The organism is Synechococcus sp. WH 5701, assembly GCF_000153045.1.
GTDB lineage: Bacteria > Cyanobacteriota > Cyanobacteriia > PCC-6307 > Cyanobiaceae > Regnicoccus_A > Regnicoccus_A antarcticus.
Window position 1 is genome coordinate 879,022 of the sequence record NZ_CH724160.1, and the last position, 17,714, is coordinate 896,735.

Consider the following 17,714-nt stretch of genomic DNA (forward strand, 5'->3'; position numbering starts at 1 on the left):
ATCGTATGGCCGATACGCTTCGGCCGGATTCCTGGACGTGACGATTGGTTCTTGCCGGCGTTCAGGAACAGCTTCAGCCCTTTACATCCCGGCTGTTTCCTCGCCGGGTCTGGCTTGCTCTTGACGACGACGCGGTCACGGTGGTGACCACCAAGGGACTTGGCCAGCCGGTTCAACTCGACCTGCTCAGGCGGGTGCCCCTGCCGCGCGGGGCCTGCTCCGCCGGTGATCCTCAGCAGGTGATGGCTCTCGGCGACCTGATCGGGGATCTGTTGGTGGAACTGGGCCTGGTGGGCGCTGAGGTGCTGGCGGTGCTCCCTGCCGCCGCCTGTGCCTGGAGGGTGGTGCAGTGGCCCTTCGACGACTGGCCCGAGTCAGCGGACGAGGCCCTGCGCCAGATCGATCCCGCCCTGGGGCTTCCCTATGACCTCTCCCAGGCCTACATCAGCCTCCTGCCACTGGAGGGTGCTGACCAGCAGGACTCTGGCTCCTGCTCCTCACTGCTGGTGAGTGTCCCGCGCCAGCGGGTGCTCAGCTGGATTGAGGTATTCGACATTGCCGGAGTGCAGTTGGAGCGGCTGGAAGCGGCTCAGGTGTGCGAGCTGCGGGCCCTGGCCCCCTTGCTCGACGGCGCCGAGCCAGATCTGCTCGAGGTGCTGGTGGTGCTGGATGAGCGCGGTGCGCGGCTCACCCTGTTGCGCCACGGCGTGCCGGAGTACGGCCGTGAGGTGAAAGGGTCGTTGTCCGACCTCGAGGACGAGTTGGAGCGTTGCATCGCCTACTGGCGTGGCTGGGATCCAGGCATGACTGGTGTTCGCCTCTGGCTGACGGGCTCCAGTCCAGACCTCCTCCTGCTCGCCAACAAGCTGCACGGCAGCGGCGACTGGCCTGCGGAGATCCTCGATCCGGTGGCCCTTGGCTGGATCGCCCTGCCCCCGGACGACGGCGATGAGCCGCCACCGCCAGGTTCTGCCCTGGCCAGCCTCCATGGACTGATGCAAGCGGAGGCGGCGCGATGAGCCCGATGTTTCCTGGTCTTGACCTGCTGCGGGAACGGCGGCTTGAGCTGGGTCTGCCCGCAGAACCGCCCAGGCCGCCCGACGACAGGCGGCTGCTGTTGATCGGATCGGCCATCGGTGGCGCCATCGTGCTGTGCACCATTGGCGTGACGCTGCTGCTGAAGCTGCAGGGCCTGCTGCTGGAGCAGGAGCTCACCCGGCTGGCGCCGGTGCGGGGCCAGGTGGAGACACTCGAGGCCGAACTGGCTGCCGATAAGGGCAACCTGGAGCGCAAGAGCAAGGGCAATGACCAGTTGGTGAATGGACTGGTGGCCGTGCGCTCGGGCTCGGCCCTGATGACCGACCTGGCTGGCCGCACCCCGGCCGAGTTGCAGCTCACCTCGGTGGTGGTGGGCAAGGACGATCTGCAGCTCAAGGGCCGCACCGCTGACCCCGGTGCGTTCGAGCGGATCAACGCCATGGTGCTGCGCCTCAAAACGTCTGAGCTGATCGATCCAGCCAGCGTGAACCTCAGCCGCGCGATCCGCACCGACACCGATCCCAACCAGCCGAAAAAGGGGCCGGAGAGCGGTCTGGTGGAGTTCGAGCTCAGTGCCGCCTTCCGTCCCCCGCCGGCCAGCACGGCCCAGCTGAAGCAGTTGCAGGAGCTGGGTGCCGGTGGCATGGCCCGCCGTCTGGAGCTGTTGCAGAAGGAGGGCCTGCTGCGATGACCAACCTTCAGCAGGGCGCCCCGCCCCGGTCCCTGCTCCTGCGCAACGGTCTGTTGATCGGTCTGCCCGTGGCGGCTGGTGTGGTGCTGGCCGGTCTGGTTGGCGTGGTGGGGGTGTTTCAGCCCTGGAGTCAGCTGCGCCGGGATCAACTCCAGCTCGATGAGCTGCGGGGCATGAACGAACGGTTGCCTCTGCTGCGGGCCCAGCGGGTGCGCCAGCTCGATCAGGTCAAAACCGTGGAGGGTCAGCGCTCCAGCCTGCTGAAGCTGATCGCCGGTAGCGGTCAGATCAGTACCTTCCTGGCCCAGCTGAACCGCGAGGCCACCGCCACCGGCGTGCAGCTCGATGTGTTCGAGCCTGTGGCGCCCACTGCGGCGCCCACGGCAGCGGCCGCCCCGGCCTCTGGGGGCAAGGAGAAGGAAGCGGGACCTCCACCGGACCCTCTCGAGGCCGATGGCCTGCGCAAGACCACCCTGCTGCTGAGCGCCCGCGGGCGCTACCCGAACCTGCTGGTGTTCCTGCGCCGCCTGGAGCGCCTCAGTCTGCTGGTGGCCCAGAGCGATCTCAACCTCGACCTGGAGGCCATCCGCGCCCAGGCTCAGCCTGTCGCTAACAGGTCGGCAGCTCAGGCGCAGCGCATTCCCCAGGTGGTGCTGAAGCTGAACCTGGCGATTTACGGCGCAGGCCCAGCCGTCAAGCCCTCCGGCAAACGGGCCAAGCCCGCCGCCGCCCCACCTCCTGCGGCCACGTCACCAGCCGCCAGTCCCGCTGCCCCGGTGCCCCCGGCTCCACCCCAATGAGGAGTCAGGGGCCACAGTTGCATTTGGTCATCTGGTGCTTAAAGAACACTCCTCGTAACATTCCGACTTGATGGATGCGTTGATGGGCTCAGCTGGTCTTGGATTCCGTGCTGGGCTGTGGCTGGGCGCCAGCAGCACCCTGCTGGCGATATTGTCCCTGGCGGTGACCCCCGCTCCAGCCCTGGCCCAGGCGGCCATTCGCTCCGACGGCCTGCAACTGAAACTTCGCCGTCTGCCCGATGCCCTGGAGCTGCTGATCCAGGACGTCGGCACCGGCAGCGACCTGCGTCAGCAGATGCAGGGTCAGGTGTGGCTGGGTGAGCTGCGCACCCCGCAGATCCGTGGGCTCAAGGCCGGCCCCCAGTCGCTCTCGATGACCGATGCCGGCGTGGATTCGATCACCTTCGACGGCACCGGCACGGAATTCCAGCTGAAGGTGACGCCGATGCCGGGGCGCAACCTGGGCACGCCGGTGGTGAGCAGCGACGGCCGCGACCTGACCGTGCGCTTCATCGCCCCCCAGCTGCCCGTGAGTCAGACGGCCCAGGTGGATCTGCGGGCCCCCACTCGGGTGCCCACCTCGTCCTTTGTGCCTCCCCTGCGGCCCCGTGCTGTGGCACCCCCTTCCGGCGACATCGCGGTGGGCACGATGACGATCCGCAACCGCGGGTATCTCAGCCTTTACGGTCCGCCTGTGACGCTGACCACCCGCAGTGCCAACCCGCGCGATGTGTTGATGGTGCTCTCGCAGATGGGGGGGTACGGCTTCGCTTTCTCCGATGCCTCCATGTCGGGGGGGAGCAATGGTCAGGGGGGAATGAGGCCGGCGCCTCCCGCCCAGGTCACTGTGGCGTTCCAGAACGAGCCCTACGAGCGGGCCTTCAACTTCGTTCTGCTCTCCTCCGGCCTGCAAGCGCGTAAAGAGGGCAACACCATTTTGGTGGGCTCCGATGTGCTGGGCAAGACGATCGGCCCTCAGATGTCGAAGGTGTACCGCCTCAACCAGGTGGCTCCCAACTCGGCAGCGGATTATCTGGCCAACCTCGGGGCGCAGGTCACCAAGACCAGCTCGATCACCACGGCTGTGTCCCAGGGCGTGCCCCTGGGAGCTCAGCCTGCCGGAACCGGGCTTACCGCCACGTCCCAGAGCACCACCTCCACCCAGCAGACAGTGGAAGCTTTCGGAGCATCATCGGGCCCCTTGGTGGGGTTGAGGGCCACCACTGATCCACGCCTGGGCACGATCACGATCGTGGGCGAACCGTCGCTGGTGGCGATCGGTGAGCAATACCTCAAACAGCTGGATCTGCGTCAGCGCCAGGTGGCTTTGTCGGTGAAGATCCTCGATGTGAGCCTCACGAACGACACCGAGATCGACAACAGCTTCGCCTTCCGCTTCGGCAACAACTTCATCGTGAACGATGGTGGGCGGTTGCTGGCGGCCTTCGGGCGAAATCTCCCGGCCAATGCCCAGGATTTCAGTGACGCCAACACGCGGGAGTTCTTTGGCTCCTCGTCTAATTCTTCCAGGAACTCCTCCAGCAGCGCTTCAAATAACTCCGCCTCCGGTTCCACCTCCAACAATCAATCTGGAAGCACATCCGGTTCAGGTAGTGATACGTCGTACAGCGAGGATCTCACGCTTTCGCTTGCGAATGGCCGATCTCTTGAGCAAAGTCAGATCAGTAACGTGAACCGGCAACTTTTCCGGGAAACGGGTACGGAGATTCAGCCCTTCGAAGTAACAAGGTTTATTCCTAACCCCAATGCAGGCGTAGAAGGTGAACTCCCGAACATTGAAGTCACCGACACCGAGTATCGCATCGTCCCCATCGGCCGTACCACCAGGGCCATCACCGACGACCTCACCTCCAGAATCTCTCAGATCGTCACCTCGCAGGTGAACAGCGGCGTGAACATCGCCCGCAGTCGGGGAGGCTTCACCAACTCCGGCTCCTCCTCCAGCTCTGCTTCGGGCAGTACGGGTTCGAACAATTCCAGCTCAGGTTCCAATTCCTTTTCGGATTCTTCCTCTGATTCCTTCCAAAACTACTCAGGCTCCAGGCGCCGCAACCCTGGCCTGAACTATCCCGACAACGAGTTCTTCAGCTTCCTGCAGGCTCAGATCGTCTCGGAGAACGCCAAGGTGCTGGCCAGCCCCACCTTGATTCTCAGCGAAAACCCTGAACAAATCTTTGGAGGTGCCGAGGTGGGCGGTGGCGGCCTTGGCGGTCAAGCCGGCGACAGCTCCGGTCTCAGCCCGGCCACCATCGGCCGCACCAGGGCCAATGAATCCTTCGTGACGGTAGGCCGCCAGGTGGTGTCGGCCTATGATGTGACAACTACCGCCAACGTGGGCGTGAGCTGCGAGCCCACGTTCAGCACCGCCGGCCTCACTTTTGGGGCGCGCGTGTCGAAGATTGACGACAATGGCTTTGTGACCTTCACCCTCTCCCCGGCCATCTCCGGTGTGGTGGATCGCCAACCGGTGCCGGGCTGCGGCTTCATCGACATCCTGCGCTTGCGCCGCCTCGACACCGGCAGCGTGCGCGTGCGCGACGGCCAGACTCTGATCCTCACCGGCGTGATCTCCGATGATGATTTCCAGGTGGTCTCCAAGTGGCCGATCCTCGGTGATCTGCCTCTGCTGGGTCAGTTCTTCCGCAAAACCAGCGGGTCGCGCAACAAGAACGAACTGGTGATCCTCGTGACCCCCCGCATCATCGATGATGAGCAGGGCGGCACCTATGGCTATGGCTACACCCCCTCCGCCCGGGATGCCCGCCGCCTGATCTACAGCCCCTGAAGCTCCTGCGCCTCAGAAGGCCAGGGGGGCGAAGTATTTGATGGCCAGTGGAGCCAGCTGCTGGAAGATCGCCGTGGCGCTCTGCAGGAACTGGCCGCCCCAACCATTGCCGGAGGCGTTGCCATCGGGATTCTTCTTCAGGTCTTCAGCGCCCTTGAGCACCTGCGCCGCCACCTTCGGGTTGCCCTGTTGTTCGAACAGGCTGGCGGCGTAGGTGAAATCAGCGGCGGCCTGCTCGCGCTTGGCTTGCTCGGCCCGGCTGATCCCCCGCGCCAGCCAGCTCAGGGCCGCATCGGGCTGTTTCAGGATGGCCTGGTTGAAATAGGTTTCGGCTTCGCTGGCCCGACCCTGCAGGGCCGCTTCCACACCGGAATTGTGCAGATCGGCGTAGCTGCTGGCGCTTGGATTCACCCCCACGGCCCGTTTCCAGTGGCTTCGCGCCAGGCCGTCCACGTCAAGAAGCGCGCCGCTGAGATCGGCTTCGCGCAGATCCGTGCCCTCCAGCTGGGCGCCGCGCAGGTCGGCGCCGCGCAGGGAGGCCCCCAGCAACGAGGTGAAGGTGAGGTTGGCGCCCTGGAGATTGGCGCCATCGAGCTGGGCGCGGCTGAGGTTGGCCCGCTGCAGTTGGGCCTTGTTCAGGTCGGCGTCGCGCAGGTCGGCCATGACCAGATCCGCGTCCTGCAGCCGGCAGCTGGCGCAGGCCTTCTTGTCGAGCAGGCGCATCACATCGTCGGCCTCGGCGGCCTGCACCGCTCCGCCCAGCAGCTGAGCGCCGGTGGCCAGCAGCAGGGCCCCCCTCAGCAGAGGGCCATGGGATCGCAGCGGTGGCGCCATGACGGGGGGGGGAAGGGGGGTGGACTCAGCGGGCGGCCGCAGGGGCGGCCTTCAGATCGCTGGGCTCGATGCACAGGCGAAGGCCAACTGTCTTCCATTCGTAGGCCGCCGGCAAGGGCTCCAGGCCCACCATTCCGGCGACAAGCTGGTTGAGGCAGGGCTGGCCGCTGGAGCAGGTCTGGATGTTGAGCCCGTTCACCCGCTCCACCGAGGCGTCGGGAGGTTGCGGCCCCTGGCTGAAGAACCGCTGCTCCTGCTGGCAGTAGGGAGCAGCCTGGACCCCTGTTCCCATCAGGGTTATCGCGGCCATCAAGCTGAGCCTCATCACGCCTGTTGGCCCCTGGCACCCGGTCACTGCTCGGCCCAATTCCTGAAGCTGAGTATGGCGACCTCCACACCAGTGGATCGCTTGCAGCCAGCCGCAGCCCTGTGGGGGGATCCTGACTCGTCCAGGCTGGGGGCCATGGGCATTCACGCTAGGGAACCCGCTGGAGCTGGCATGGACGGTGGGCCGCCGGAGCCAGCGGCGCTCGAGCGCCATGGCGGCAACCTGGAGGCCGTGGCCCGGCGGTTGGGCTGCCGACCCGCTGATCTGCTCGATGCCAGCGCCTCCCTGGTGCCCTTCGGGCCTTCCGCCTCCGTGCGGCGGGTGCTGCAGGCCGTGCTGCGCACGCCGGCCGGGAAGCCCTCGCCCCTGAGGGATTACCCCGATCGCGAGCAGCTGCGGCTGCGTCGGGCCATCGCCGCCCACCACCAGATCGATCCGGCCGCCGTGCTGCCCGGCAACGGGGCCGCCGAGCTGTTCACCTGGCTGGCCCGCGATGCGGCCGCTGCGGGCACCAGCCTGCTGCCCACACCCGGTTTCGCCGACTATCCCCGGGCCCTGGCCTGCTGGGGCGGTGTCTGGAGCCCCTGGCCGCTGGCGTTGCCCCGTCCGGGCCCGGTGGTCTGGCCCCAGCCCCTGCCATCAGCTCCAGCCGGTTCTCTTCAGGCGCTGTGGGTCACCAATCCCCACAACCCCACCGGCCAGCTCTGGAGCCGAGCCTCCCTTGAGCCCCTGCTGGAGCGCTTCGCGCTGGTGATCGTCGATGAGGCCTTCCTTCCGCTGGTGCCCGGCGGGGAGAGCCAGTCGCTGCTGCCGCTGGTGGCCAGTCACCCCGGCCTGGTGGTGATCCGCAGTCTCACCAAGTTGCTGGCGATCGCGGGCCTGCGTCTGGGCTATGCCGTGGCGGATCCTGCCCGGCTGCGGCGCTGGGCCGCCTGGCGCGACCCCTGGCCGGTGAATGGTCTGGCGGCCGCGGTGGGTGAGGCGCTGGTGGGGGATCGGCTCTGGCAGGAGCGCGTGCAGTGCTGGGTGGCCTCGGAGGGCCCCTGGCTGCAGCAGCGCCTGCAGCAGCTCCCTGGCCTCACGCCGCTGCCATCGGCTGCCAACTTCCTGCTGCTGCGCTCTGAGAGCCCCCTGGTGGCCCTGCGTGAGCGGCTGGAGCGCCACCAGAGGGTGCTGCTGCGCGACTGCCGCTCCTTTGACGGCCTCGGGGAGTGCTGGCTGCGGATCGCCCTGCAGGACCGGCGCAACAACCGCCGTCTGCTGCGGGCCCTGCGGCAGGAGATCAGCCGCTAGCCAGCTCGATCAGCAGCTCCGCCAGCCGTTGATCGGCGTCGCGCACGGCCAGGCGCTCCATGCCCGCCCGCAGGCTCTCCAGGGGGTCGAGGGAGCCGCTGGCGCCGCGCAGCCGCGGACCCAGCAGCCGCCACACCGCCTGCTCCAGGGCATGGTGCTCCGGGGCGTGCTGCCACACGATCACGGCGGCGCCCGCGGCGGCGGCGGCCTCGGCGTTGGCGTCCTGGTGGTGGTCGGCGGCCTGGGGGAACGGCACCAGGATCGTGGGCGTGCCGCAGACCGCCAGCTCGCTGAGGCTGCCGGCCCCCGCCCGGCTGATGGCCAGCTGGGCGTTCTGCAGCAGGCCCGGCAGCTCGTCGCTGAAGGGCCGCTCGATGTAACCGGGGATCTGCCGGAGGCCGGCGTCGGGATCATTGCTGCCGGTGAGGTGCACCACGCGGCAGCCGGCGGCCACCAACTTCGCTGCCAGGGGCCGCACCATGCGGTTGAGGCCGAGGGCCCCCTGGCTGCCGCCCATCACCAGCACCAGCGGGCCATCGCCCGCTGGCACCCAGCTGGGCAGGGGGGTGGGCTGCAGGAACTCAGCGCGCACCGGCGTGCCGGTGACGAGGGGCCGGCAGTGGGGCAGCCGCTCCGCCGCTTCCCGCAGCCCCACGGCCACCCGGCTGCAGTGGCGACCGAGCAGGCGGGTGACCCGGCCTGGGATGGCGTTGGATTCATGCAGCACCACCGGCACGCCGCACCAGCGGGCCGCCAGGATCGCGGGGGCGGCGATGTACCCACCGGTGCTGAACACCAGGCCGATGCCCTCCCGCCGGATCAGCCGCCTCACCGCCACGCTGGATCCGATCAGGCGCAGCAGTTGCCAGAGCTTGCGCAACCCCTTGCCCTGCAGTCCCCCCGCCCGGATCGTGTGCAGGGGGTAGCGGCTGGGCACGAGCTCGCGCTCGAGGCGGTTGGGCACCCCCAGCCACTGCACCTGCCAGTCTTCGGGCAGGGCCTCCGCCACCGCCAGAGCGGGGAAGAGATGCCCGCCGGTGCCGCTGGCCGCGATCAGGAGCCTGGACATGGAGCTTCGCTGATGCGCGCGGAGCGCTACCGGGGCGCGCCTAACTTAAAAGGGCCGCCATGGCTGACCCCGATGCCGCAGTCCCGCCCGTTCCTCGCCGCGTTGCTCGCGGCCTCGGTGGTCGCCGCGCTGCCGGCGGCCAAGGCCGCTCCGCCGACTCCGGCCCTGCTCCAGAGCCTGGAGGCAGCGCTCAACAGCGGCCAGTCCTCGAATCTGGCTGCCCTGGTGGAGTCTGGCCCTGGCCTGGATCCTGCCCGGCTGGAGGCCCGCTACAAGATCCTGCGCGACCGCTTCCCGGATGCCCGCTGGCAGGTGAGTCCAGGCACCCCCTTGCGGGATGGCCGCCCCACCGTGGCGATTGTGGTGAGCGGCAGCCGCTCCGAAGGCCCATTCCGCTATACCCTTCAGGCGGAGCAGCTCCTCGCCCTCAGTGCCACCGGCTCCCGGCTGAACGGCCAGGAGTTGATCCGCGAAACCACCACCCTGCGCAGCGGTGAGGCGAACCTGCCGGTCAGCGTGCTGATTCCGGATGCGGTGCTCACCGGTCAGCGCTACGACGTGGATGTGGTCTTCGATGAACCGCTCGATGGGGCGGTCGCCGCCGGTGGCATCGCCGCGATCACCCCGGCGCAGATCAGCGCCCTGGAAACCCCTGACCTGGAGCTGGCCGCTCTCGGTGGCGGAGGGCTGTTCAAGTCGGTGCAGGCGCCCCTGACGCCTGGCAGCCAGACCTGGGCCGTGCTGCTGGTGCATCCCAAGGGCATCGTCAGCACCACCAAGCGCGTGCGGGTGGTGGCCGACAAAGCCGCGCTCACCCCCTGAGGGCGTCGGGGCCCAGGTCTGGCTGGAACCACCGGGCCAGCGCAGACACATCCTCGTCGCCGTGTCCGGCGGCGATCAGGGCATCTTCGATCCCGGCCACGCTGGTGCTGATCGGCAGGGTCACTCCGGCCATGGCGGCCGTTTCGAGAGCGATAGCCAGATCCTTGCGGTGCAGGGTCAGGCGGAAGCCAAGGGGGTAGGTGTTCTCGATCATCTGGCCGGCACGGTGCTGCAGGGCCCAGGAGCCTGCGGCGCCCCCTTCGAGGGCGGCGCAGACCTGCTGCAGCGGCAGCCCCAGGGCCCTGGCCAGAGCCAGACCTTCCGCCAGGGCGGCATAGCTCCCGGCCACCAGGATCTGGTTGACGGCCTTCACCTGCTGGCCTGATCCCACCGGGCCGAAGTGGCTGATCCGGCCGCCCACCACCTCCATCAGGGGCCGGGCCCGCTCCAGCTGGTCGCTGGCGCCTCCCACCAGCAGGGAGAGCGTGCCGGCACGAGCCCCCTCGGTCCCTCCGGTGACCGGGGCATCGAGATAGCCCACCCCCAACTCGCCCAGGCGGGCGGCCAGGCGCTGGCTGGTGGCTGCCGCAATGGTGGAGAAGTCGATCACCAGGGAGCCTGAAGTCACCGACTCGGCCACCCCGGCTGGGGCAAAGAGCACCTCCTCAACGGCGGTGTCATCGCTGAGGCAGAGGGCGATCAGCTCCGCTGAGGCCGCCGCTTCAGCCGCTGTGGCTGCCCTGGTGGCTCCTGAGCTGGCCAGGGGCTCTTCCGCCGCCCGGGTGCGGTTGTGGACGGTGAGGGGAAACCCAGCCGCCAGCAACCTCTCCGCCATCGGCGCACCAAGGGCCCCCAGCCCGAGGAAGGCCACGGCCGGGAAAGATCTGGTCATCAGTCCTGCCCGTTCAGTTGGCACCTGGTGATCCGGCTAGAGGAGCATGGACCTTTGGAACCATCATCACCATGTCCTTCATCCGCAGGGCCCAGCTTGTGCTGATCCCGCCCGCCGCCGCCGCCCTGGCGATGCTGCTGCAGGTGGGCTCAAGCCAGGCCCAGACCGGCGCCGCTCCCAGCGTCCGGCCTGCACCAACGCGCATCCAGCTGACCCCCAACCAGAAAAGTGAGCTGTTCAAAGGGCAGCGCAGTCTGTCGTTGAAGGCCCATAGCGACCAGATCAGCATCCTCCAGAAAGGAGAGCGCTGTCTGAATGAGGCCAAGGACCTGGAGGCACTCAGCGCCTGCCGCCAAACGGAACGCCAGGCCAGGCGCGAGCTGATGAACAGGAACCGGGAGGAGGCCCGGGCCCTGCATCAGCGGCTGGGTCTACCGGTTCCCCAAGGCCGCCGCGGTGACGGCCCCCGTGGCAAGGGCGGCAAGGCCGGGGCCTGGTCGGATCCGGCTGACCAGATCTGAGCGGCTTCAGGCGTCGTCGAGGGCGGCGACGCCGGGGAGCACCTTGCCCTCGAGCAGCTCGAGGCTGGCACCACCGCCGGTGGAGATGTGGCTCATCTTTTCGGCCACGCCCACCTTTTCCACCGCTGCCACGGAATCACCGCCGCCGATGATCGTGCAGCAGCCCTTGCCGCTCAGCTCGGCCAGGGTGTGGGCCACACCGTTGGTGCCGGCGGCGAACTTGTCGAACTCGAACACGCCCATGGGGCCGTTCCAGATCACCGTTTTGCAGTCGGCCAGGGCGGCCTGGAAGGCCTTGAGCGAATCCGGGCCGATATCGAGACCCATCCAGCCGTCGGGGATCACGTTCACCGAGGTGGTGAGGGTCTTGGCGTCGGGTGAGAAGGAGTCGGCCAGCACCACATCGGTGGGCAGCAGCAGCTGAACGCCCTTGGCCTTGGCCTTGGCCTCCAGCTCCTTGGCCAGCTCCAGCTTGTCCTCCTCCACCAGGCTCTTGCCCACCGCCAGGCCACGGGCCTTGTAGAAGGTGAAAATCATTCCGCCGCCGATCAGCACCTTGTCGCACTTGTCGATCAGGGCTTCGAGCACGCCGATCTTGCTGCTCACCTTGGAGCCGCCCACGATCGCCGCCAGGGGACGCTTGGGCTCATCGATGGCGCCCTGAAGGTATTGGAGTTCCTTCTCCATCAGGTGACCGGCCACGTTGGGCTTGAGGTATTCCGTCACGCCTTCGGTTGAGGCATGGGCCCGGTGGGCCGCACCGAAAGCGTCGTTCACGTACACCTCGGCCAGAGCCGCCAGCTTTTTGGCGAATTCGGTGTCGTTCTTTTCTTCTTCGGCGAAGAAACGCACGTTCTCCAGCAGCACCACATCACCGTCGGCCATGGCCGCCACCTTGGCCTCGGCATCGGGGCCGATGCAGCTGTCGGTTTTCACGACCGGTTTGCCCAGAAGCTCGCTCAGACGGGCGGCCACCGGGGTGAGGCGCATCGCTTCGTTCACTTCGCCCTTGGGTCGGCCGAAGTGGGCGGCCAGGATCACCTTGGCGCCCTTGGAGATGAGGTCGTGGATGGTGGGCAGGGCCGCACGGATGCGGGTGTCGTCGGTGATGGCACCGCTCTCATCCAGAGGTACGTTGAAGTCGACCCGCACCAGAACACGCTTGCCTTGCAGATCGGCCGCGGACAGGCTGGTCAGGGATCGCTTCGCCATGGGGTCTGGGGAGATCGAGGATGGGAGAGATTAACCCGCAGCCCTCGGCCCAGGCTCCAGGCGGGCGCTAGGACAAGTGGGGCGGCACGTTCTGTCCGACCCTTGCGCCGGGATGGCGACCACTGGATGGCGAACCCATGTTCAACACTGTTCTGTTTCCGATCGACCAGAGCCGCCAGACCATGGACACGGCGGCCGTTGCCCTGAAGCTGGCCCTGCAGCACGGCAGCCGCCTGGTGGTGCTCTCCGTGGTGGAGGCCGAAGAGGGCCTGATGCACGACGCCGCCGCCGTGGAGCGGCTGCTGGAGCAGGCCCGCAGCCATTTCGAGCAGGCTGGTGTGGCCTGTGAGGTGATTGAGCGGGAAGGGCGGCCCGCCTTCGTGATCGGGGATGTGGCCGACGAGATCGATGCCGACCTGATCGTGATGGGCACCCGTGGCCTCTCCCTGGAGGCCGATCAGCCCAGCACCGCCTCGCGGGTGATCCAGCTGGCCCCCTGCCCCGTGCTGGTGGTGCCTTGATGGAGGGGATCGCCACGCCCGCCGCGGAGGGCCTCAGCCAGTCGGCCCCCGCGATCCAGTGGTATCCGGGGCACATCGCCAAGGCGGAGCGGCAGCTGTTCACCCAGCTCGCCAAGGTGGATCTGGTGATCGAGGTGCGCGATGCCCGCATCCCCCGGGCCACAGGCCACCCACGCCTGCAGCGCTGGATGAAGGCCAAGCCGCGCCTGCTGGTGATCAACCGCCGCGACATGATCAACGAGGCGGCGCGCCAGGCCTGGGACCATTGGCTGCGCAAGCGGGGCGAGACCCCCTGGTGGTGCGACGCCAAGGTGGGTACCGGCGTGAAGCAGTTGCAGGAGGCGGCGATCCGCGCCGGATCGCAGCTCAACGCCCGCCGGGCGGGCCGTGGCATGCGGCCGCGGCCGGTGCGCGCCCTGATGCTCGGCTTCCCCAACGTGGGCAAATCAGCCCTGATCAACCGCCTCGTGCGCCAGAAGGTGGTCGACAGCGCCCGCCGCGCCGGGGTCACCCGCACCCTGCGCTGGGTGCGCCTGGGCCAGGAGCTGGATCTGCTCGATGCCCCCGGGGTGCTGCCGCCGCGCCTCGATGACCAGCGCGCCGCCCTGCTGCTGGCCCTCTGCGACGACATCGGCCAGGCCGCCTATGACGGCGAAGCGGTGGCCGTGGCGTTTCTGCGCCTGCTCGAGACGCTGCAGCAGCATCCGGCAGCGGGCATCTCTTCCGGCGGTGTGCTGGGGCGCTACGGCGTGCCGGTGCCCTCCCCGATGGATGGCTGGAGCTGGCTGGAGGCCGCCGCCGCCCGCCACACCAGCGGCGACACGGCCCGCATGGCCCAGCGCCTGCTCGACGACTTCCGCCGCTCCCTTCTCGGTCCGATTGCTCTGGAGCTGCCCCCTGATCCGGCATGACTGGATTCGGCGAAGGAGAGGGGGAGCTGCTCACGCTCCAGTACCCGAAGCCGCTGCCGATGCGGCTCGACCGCTGGCTGGTCGCGCAACGCCCGGAGCAGAGCCGGGCCCGCATCCAGAAGTTCATCGATGCCGGCTACGTGCGCGTCAATGGCGTCACCGGCCGGGCCAAGACTCCCCTGCGGCTCCACGACGAGGTGCAGCTGTGGATGCCGCCGCCCGAACCACTGCCCTACCTGCTGCCCCAGCCGATCCCGCTCGATGTCCTCTTCGAGGACGCCCACCTGATCGTGCTCAACAAGCCGGCCGGCCTCACCGTGCATCCGGCGCCGGGCAACCGCGACGGCACGCTGGTGAACGGTCTGCTGCACCACTGCCCCGATCTGCCCGGCATCGGCGGTGAGATGCGCCCTGGCATCGTGCACCGCCTCGACAAGGACACCACCGGCTGCATCGTGGTCGCCAAGAGCCAGGAGGCTCTGGTGCGGCTGCAGGTGCAGATCCAGAAGCGGGTGGCCTCAAGGGAATACCTGGCGGTGGTGCATGGGGCGCCTGCGGCCTCCAGCGGCACGATCGTGGGGGCGATCGGCCGTCATCCCGCCGATCGCAAGAAGTACGCCGTGGTGGCCGAGGAGAAGGGTCGCTTCGCCTGCACCCACTGGACCCTGATCGAGCGCCTCGGCGATTACTCCCTGCTGCGCTTCCGGCTCGACACCGGCCGCACGCATCAGATCCGCGTCCACTGCGCTCACATCGGCCATCCGATCGTGGGCGATGTCACCTATAGCCGCTGCCGCAAGCTGCCGCTTGAGCTCCCGGGCCAGGCCCTGCATGCGGTGGCTCTCGGCCTGGATCATCCGATCAGCGGTGAGCGGCTGGCCTTCGAGGCTCCCCTGCCGGAGCCGTTCGAGCGCCTCCTCCACCTGCTGCGCCAGCGCTGCTGATCCAGTCCACCGCAGCGAACCCCCACATCAGACGGCCCGGCGCAGCTCCTCCTCCGTCTCCTCGCGCATCAGATCGAACAGGGTGTCACGCTCGAACAGATCAGCCACGGCGATGGCGGCGAGTACGGCGAAGCCGATCGGCAGCAGCAGGGCGTAATCCTTGCTCAGCTCGAAGCTGAGCAGGATCGCCGTCAGAGGTGTGCGGGTGAGCGCCCCCAGAAAGGCGGCCCCACCGGCGAACAGGAGGGAGGCGGGAGCGTAGTGGACCACCACCAGGCTGAATTCCCTCAGCAGCGTCCCCAGGGAGGCCCCTACCACCAGGGCCGGGGCGAGGATGCCCCCAGGGGCCTCCGCCGCCACCGCCACCGCCGTGCCGATGGCCTGGACCACCAGGGCCAGCAGGGCCAGCACCGGCGTCGTCAGGCCCAGCAGGGCGTCGAAGCCCAGCTTGTCCGGGCTGTCGAAGGAGGAGGGCAGCGCCGCCGCCCCTGCGCCGATCACCAGCCCCACCAGGGGCAGCAGCTGCCAGGGGGGTAACCGCCAGCGCCGGAAGAGGAGCAGCAGGCGCAGCACCCAGCGCTGATACTGCATGGCCAGCAGTCCGGCCAGCACCCCGAGCAGCAGCAGGAAGGGGATGTCCACCAGGCGGAAGGTGTCGATGCGGCTGGGGTCGACCACGACCGGGGTCAGGTTGCGCATCCAGGCCGGCGATGTCGGCGCGGCCGAGAGCAGGCGCGTCCAGGCCACCGTGGCGAAGGTGGCGAAGGTGGCGATCGCGTTGACGCGGATGTCTGCCTTCTTGAGCAGTTCCTCGAGGGTGTAGGCCAGACCCCCCAGGGGGGAGTGGAAGATGGCGGCGAGGCCGGCACCGCTGCCGATGGCCACGGCCGACCGGCGGGTGCTCCCCTTGGCGCCCACCACTCCCGCCGATTCCTTGGCCATGGAGGCCCCGATCTGGATGGAGGGTCCTTCGGGCCCCACCGGCAGGCCACCGCCGATGGCGACGCCGCTGGCCAGCAGCTTCACCAGGGCTACCTTCCAGCCCATCGGCACGGGCAGTCCCCGCAGCCAGACCATGACCTGAATGATCCCCGAGCCCTTGGCGCCGGGTTCGACGCCGCTGATCAGCGCACCGGCCAGGCCGCCCCCGAGTGCCCCCATCAGTGGCAGCACCAGCAGGCGGGGCAGGCGGGAGGCCAGCTGCAGGCGCAGGCCGTTCACCGCCTCGATCTCGAGGGCATAGACCCAGATCGCCACCCCGACCCCCAGGCCGATGGCGTTCACCAGCAGGAACAGCATCAGCAGCCGGCGGAGCTTGACGAGCCGCTGGTTGGGAGTCACCTCCACCGTCAGGCCACCGCGGGTAGGCGCGGACAAGCCTCCACCAGCTGGCGCGTGATCACGGCCTGGGGATGCTCGAGCATCGGTCCGGCGGGTCCTTCCTCCACGATTCGCCCCCCGTCAAGCACGATCAGGCGCTGGCAGAAGCCGCTGGCCACCGCCAGGTCGTGGGTCACAAAGATCAGGCCCAGGCCCAGGCGGCCCTGCAGCTGCCGCAGCAGGGCCAGCACCTCGGCCTGCACTTCGGCATCGAGCATGCTCACGCTCTCGTCGCAGAGCAGCACCTTCGGCTTCAGCACCAGGGCGCGGGCGATGGCCACCCGCTGCTGCTGGCCCCCGGAGAGCTGACGCGGCAGGCGGTTCTCGTAGAGCTCGGGCGGCTCCAGCCCCACGGTGGCCAGCCCTTCGCGGGCCCTGGCTCGGGCTTCGGAGCGGCTGGCCAGACCATGGATCAGCAGGGGATCAGCCACCGCTTCCCCCACCGTCATGCTCGGATTGAGGCAGGCCAGCGGATCCTGAAACACCATCTGCAGGCTGCGGCGAGCCCGGGCCAGCTCCGCCCCGCCCATCCGGAGCAGGTCCCGGCCCTCCAGGCTCACGCGGCCGCCCCGCACCGGCGTCAGACCCATCAGGGCACGGCAGAGGGTGCTCTTGCCGCAGCCTGACGCTCCCACCACCCCGAGGGTTTCACCCGGCCCAAGGCGCAGGCTCACCCCATCAACGGCCTTCAGCCAGCGCCGACGCCAGGGTGGTGAGGGCAGCGGATGCCAGCAGCGCAGTTCCTCCAGCTCCAGCAGGGGTGCTGCCTCGGCTGAGGGCGGGGTGTGGCTGCCTTCGCGGGCGCGGGCCGCGGCCACCAGCCGCTGGCTGAGCGGAGCCCTGGGAGCGCTCAGCAGGCTGATCGCCGGTGCCTCCTCCACCACCTGTCCATGGTCGAGCACGGCGATGCGCTGGCACCAACGCCCCGCCATGGCCAGGTCGTGGCTGATCAGCAGCAGGGCACTGCCGCTTTCGCGGCAGAGGTCGGTGAGCTCGGCCATCACCTGGGCCGCCACGGCCACATCCAGGCTGGTGGTGGGCTCATCGGCGATCACCAGCGCCGGCTCCAGGGCCATGGCCAGGGCGATCGCCAGCCGCTGGCGCATGCCGCCGCTGAACTCATGGGGATAGCTGCCGTAGCGATCCGGGCCGATGCCCACCCGCGCCAGCAGCTGCTGGGCCCGCTGGCGCACCTGGGCCCGATCCCAGGCGGGGCGATGGGCCGAGAGGGTGTCGCTGAGGTGCTCCCCGATGCGCAGCAGCGGGTTCAGCCGTGTCATCGGGTCCTGGAACACCAACCCCACGGCTTCCCCCCGCAGTCGGCGCAGGGCCGGACGCTTCAGCACGCGGGGGTCCTCGCCCGCCAGCCGCAGACAGCCGCTGCAGCGGCTGCCGGGTGGGAGCAACTGCAGCACCGCCCGCGCCACCGTGCTCTTGCCGCAGCCGGAAGGACCCACCAGGGCGAGGGTGTCACCGGAGCCGAGGCGCAGGTTGAGGCCATTGAGGGTGGGAGCCCCGCTGCCGCCCGGATAGCTCACGATCAGGTCGCTGATCTCCAGCACCGGCTCGGCGGCACGCGTGTCGGCCATGGGACGCGGCGGATCAGGACGTGCTCGCACAGCATGGGAGAGCTGCGGGCGCAGCCGTGGTTT

General features: G+C 68.7%; 17 protein-coding genes. 10 read left to right on the forward strand and 7 right to left on the reverse strand.

Annotated features, from left to right (window positions below; all coding sequences use genetic code 11):
• Positions 1-44 precede the first annotated feature (44 nt).
• The 4 genes from pilM to WH5701_RS18535 all read left to right on the forward strand — a co-directional run bounded on the left by pilM (position 45) and on the right by WH5701_RS18535 (position 5,335).
• A complete protein-coding gene (gene pilM / locus WH5701_RS14420; protein ID WP_006173238.1) occupies positions 45-1,019 on the forward strand; it encodes a type IV pilus biogenesis protein PilM in 975 nt (324 codons plus the stop codon).
• Positions 1,016-1,729, forward strand: coding sequence for a PilN domain-containing protein (locus tag WH5701_RS14425; RefSeq protein ID WP_050751567.1), 714 nt, complete (start codon positions 1,016-1,018; stop codon positions 1,727-1,729). Before pilM ends, WH5701_RS14425 begins: the two co-directional genes overlap by 4 nt.
• Positions 1,726-2,529, forward strand: a complete 804-nt coding sequence (locus WH5701_RS14430) for a hypothetical protein (protein ID WP_006173240.1) — start codon at positions 1,726-1,728, stop codon at positions 2,527-2,529. Before WH5701_RS14425 ends, WH5701_RS14430 begins: the two co-directional genes overlap by 4 nt.
• Positions 2,530-2,611: 82 nt before the next feature.
• Positions 2,612-5,335, forward strand: a complete 2,724-nt coding sequence (locus tag WH5701_RS18535) for a secretin N-terminal domain-containing protein (RefSeq protein WP_232201946.1) — start codon at positions 2,612-2,614, stop codon at positions 5,333-5,335.
• Positions 5,336-5,347: 12 nt separating this feature from the next.
• Here the strand turns inward: WH5701_RS18535 and WH5701_RS14440 are convergent, their stop codons facing one another.
• Positions 5,348-6,169, reverse strand: coding sequence for a pentapeptide repeat-containing protein (locus tag WH5701_RS14440; RefSeq protein ID WP_006173242.1), 822 nt, complete (start codon positions 6,167-6,169; stop codon positions 5,348-5,350).
• A 25-nt stretch (positions 6,170-6,194) separates the two neighbouring features.
• Positions 6,195-6,461, reverse strand: a complete 267-nt coding sequence (locus tag WH5701_RS14445; protein WP_037981158.1) for a hypothetical protein — start codon at positions 6,459-6,461, stop codon at positions 6,195-6,197.
• A 207-nt stretch (positions 6,462-6,668) separates the two neighbouring features.
• Here WH5701_RS14445 and WH5701_RS14450 point away from each other — a divergent pair, with 207 nt between their 5' ends.
• The gene (locus WH5701_RS14450) at positions 6,669-7,790 is read left to right on the forward strand and encodes a histidinol-phosphate transaminase (RefSeq protein ID WP_006173244.1); all 1,122 of its coding nucleotides are present in this window, start codon (positions 6,669-6,671) and stop codon (positions 7,788-7,790) included.
• Here WH5701_RS14450 and WH5701_RS14455 read toward each other — a convergent pair.
• Positions 7,780-8,859, reverse strand: a complete 1,080-nt coding sequence (locus tag WH5701_RS14455) for a glycosyltransferase (RefSeq protein ID WP_006173245.1) — start codon at positions 8,857-8,859, stop codon at positions 7,780-7,782. The two genes, WH5701_RS14450 and WH5701_RS14455, sit on opposite strands and share 11 nt — an antisense overlap.
• Positions 8,860-8,931: 72 nt before the next feature.
• Here WH5701_RS14455 and WH5701_RS14460 point away from each other — a divergent pair, with 72 nt between their 5' ends.
• On the forward strand, positions 8,932-9,681 hold the full coding sequence (locus WH5701_RS14460) for a hypothetical protein (protein ID WP_006173246.1): 750 nt from the start codon (positions 8,932-8,934) through the stop codon (positions 9,679-9,681).
• On the opposite strand, the gene WH5701_RS14465 is transcribed toward WH5701_RS14460, so the two are convergent.
• The gene (locus tag WH5701_RS14465; protein WP_006173247.1) at positions 9,671-10,573 is read right to left on the reverse strand and encodes an NAD(P)-dependent oxidoreductase; all 903 of its coding nucleotides are present in this window, start codon (positions 10,571-10,573) and stop codon (positions 9,671-9,673) included. The genes WH5701_RS14460 and WH5701_RS14465 overlap by 11 nt on opposite strands.
• A gap of 71 nt (positions 10,574-10,644) precedes the next feature.
• Between WH5701_RS14465 and WH5701_RS14470 the strand changes: the two genes are divergently transcribed.
• Entirely contained in the window at positions 10,645-11,094 is a 450-nt protein-coding gene (locus WH5701_RS14470) for a hypothetical protein (RefSeq protein WP_006173248.1), read from the forward strand.
• A gap of 6 nt (positions 11,095-11,100) precedes the next feature.
• Here the strand turns inward: WH5701_RS14470 and pgk are convergent, their stop codons facing one another.
• Positions 11,101-12,306, reverse strand: a complete 1,206-nt coding sequence (pgk, locus tag WH5701_RS14475; protein ID WP_006173249.1) for a phosphoglycerate kinase — start codon at positions 12,304-12,306, stop codon at positions 11,101-11,103.
• 137 nt (positions 12,307-12,443) lie between these two features.
• On the opposite strand from pgk, the gene WH5701_RS14480 reads away from it, so the two are divergent.
• Genes WH5701_RS14480 through WH5701_RS14490 form a run of 3 tightly spaced genes read left to right on the forward strand, consistent with a single transcriptional unit; the run spans position 12,444 to position 14,682 of the window.
• Complete coding sequence (locus WH5701_RS14480; protein ID WP_006173250.1) at positions 12,444-12,827, forward strand: universal stress protein; 384 nt, start codon at positions 12,444-12,446, stop codon at positions 12,825-12,827.
• On the forward strand, positions 12,827-13,738 hold the full coding sequence (gene ylqF / locus WH5701_RS14485) for a ribosome biogenesis GTPase YlqF (protein ID WP_006173251.1): 912 nt from the start codon (positions 12,827-12,829) through the stop codon (positions 13,736-13,738). Before WH5701_RS14480 ends, ylqF begins: the two co-directional genes overlap by 1 nt.
• A complete protein-coding gene (locus WH5701_RS14490; protein WP_006173252.1) occupies positions 13,735-14,682 on the forward strand; it encodes an RluA family pseudouridine synthase in 948 nt (315 codons plus the stop codon). The genes ylqF and WH5701_RS14490 overlap by 4 nt, the downstream gene beginning before the upstream one ends.
• A gap of 27 nt (positions 14,683-14,709) precedes the next feature.
• On the opposite strand, the gene WH5701_RS14495 is transcribed toward WH5701_RS14490, so the two are convergent.
• Together WH5701_RS14495 and WH5701_RS14500 are read right to left on the reverse strand one after the other, a co-directional pair.
• The gene (locus WH5701_RS14495) at positions 14,710-16,059 is read right to left on the reverse strand and encodes a chloride channel protein (protein WP_006173253.1); all 1,350 of its coding nucleotides are present in this window, start codon (positions 16,057-16,059) and stop codon (positions 14,710-14,712) included.
• Positions 16,032-17,651, reverse strand: coding sequence for an ABC transporter ATP-binding protein (locus tag WH5701_RS14500; RefSeq protein ID WP_006173254.1), 1,620 nt, complete (start codon positions 17,649-17,651; stop codon positions 16,032-16,034). The genes WH5701_RS14495 and WH5701_RS14500 overlap by 28 nt, the downstream gene beginning before the upstream one ends.
• Between the last annotated feature and the right edge of the window lie 63 nt (positions 17,652-17,714).

What these genes read in the sequence shown, in the direction of transcription:
- WH5701_RS14425 (WP_050751567.1), top strand. Translation starts at nt 1,016, where the DNA reads ATGAGCCCGATGTTTCCTGGTCTTGACCTGCTGCGGGAACGGCGGCTT.
- WH5701_RS14450 (WP_006173244.1), top strand. Translation starts at nt 6,669, where the DNA reads ATGGACGGTGGGCCGCCGGAGCCAGCGGCGCTCGAGCGCCATGGCGGC.
- WH5701_RS14440 (WP_006173242.1), bottom strand. Translation starts at nt 6,169, where the DNA reads ATGGCGCCACCGCTGCGATCCCATGGCCCTCTGCTGAGGGGGGCCCTG.
- WH5701_RS14500 (WP_006173254.1), bottom strand. Translation starts at nt 17,651, where the DNA reads ATGGCCGACACGCGTGCCGCCGAGCCGGTGCTGGAGATCAGCGACCTG.
- pgk (WP_006173249.1), bottom strand. Translation starts at nt 12,306, where the DNA reads ATGGCGAAGCGATCCCTGACCAGCCTGTCCGCGGCCGATCTGCAAGGC.
- WH5701_RS18535 (WP_232201946.1), top strand. Translation starts at nt 2,612, where the DNA reads ATGGGCTCAGCTGGTCTTGGATTCCGTGCTGGGCTGTGGCTGGGCGCC.
- WH5701_RS14460 (WP_006173246.1), top strand. Translation starts at nt 8,932, where the DNA reads ATGCCGCAGTCCCGCCCGTTCCTCGCCGCGTTGCTCGCGGCCTCGGTG.
- WH5701_RS14430 (WP_006173240.1), top strand. Translation starts at nt 1,726, where the DNA reads ATGACCAACCTTCAGCAGGGCGCCCCGCCCCGGTCCCTGCTCCTGCGC.
- WH5701_RS14445 (WP_037981158.1), bottom strand. Translation starts at nt 6,461, where the DNA reads ATGGGAACAGGGGTCCAGGCTGCTCCCTACTGCCAGCAGGAGCAGCGG.
- WH5701_RS14455 (WP_006173245.1), bottom strand. Translation starts at nt 8,859, where the DNA reads ATGTCCAGGCTCCTGATCGCGGCCAGCGGCACCGGCGGGCATCTCTTC.
- WH5701_RS14480 (WP_006173250.1), top strand. Translation starts at nt 12,444, where the DNA reads ATGTTCAACACTGTTCTGTTTCCGATCGACCAGAGCCGCCAGACCATG.
- WH5701_RS14470 (WP_006173248.1), top strand. Translation starts at nt 10,645, where the DNA reads ATGTCCTTCATCCGCAGGGCCCAGCTTGTGCTGATCCCGCCCGCCGCC.
- WH5701_RS14490 (WP_006173252.1), top strand. Translation starts at nt 13,735, where the DNA reads ATGACTGGATTCGGCGAAGGAGAGGGGGAGCTGCTCACGCTCCAGTAC.
- WH5701_RS14465 (WP_006173247.1), bottom strand. Translation starts at nt 10,573, where the DNA reads ATGACCAGATCTTTCCCGGCCGTGGCCTTCCTCGGGCTGGGGGCCCTT.
- ylqF (WP_006173251.1), top strand. Translation starts at nt 12,827, where the DNA reads ATGGAGGGGATCGCCACGCCCGCCGCGGAGGGCCTCAGCCAGTCGGCC.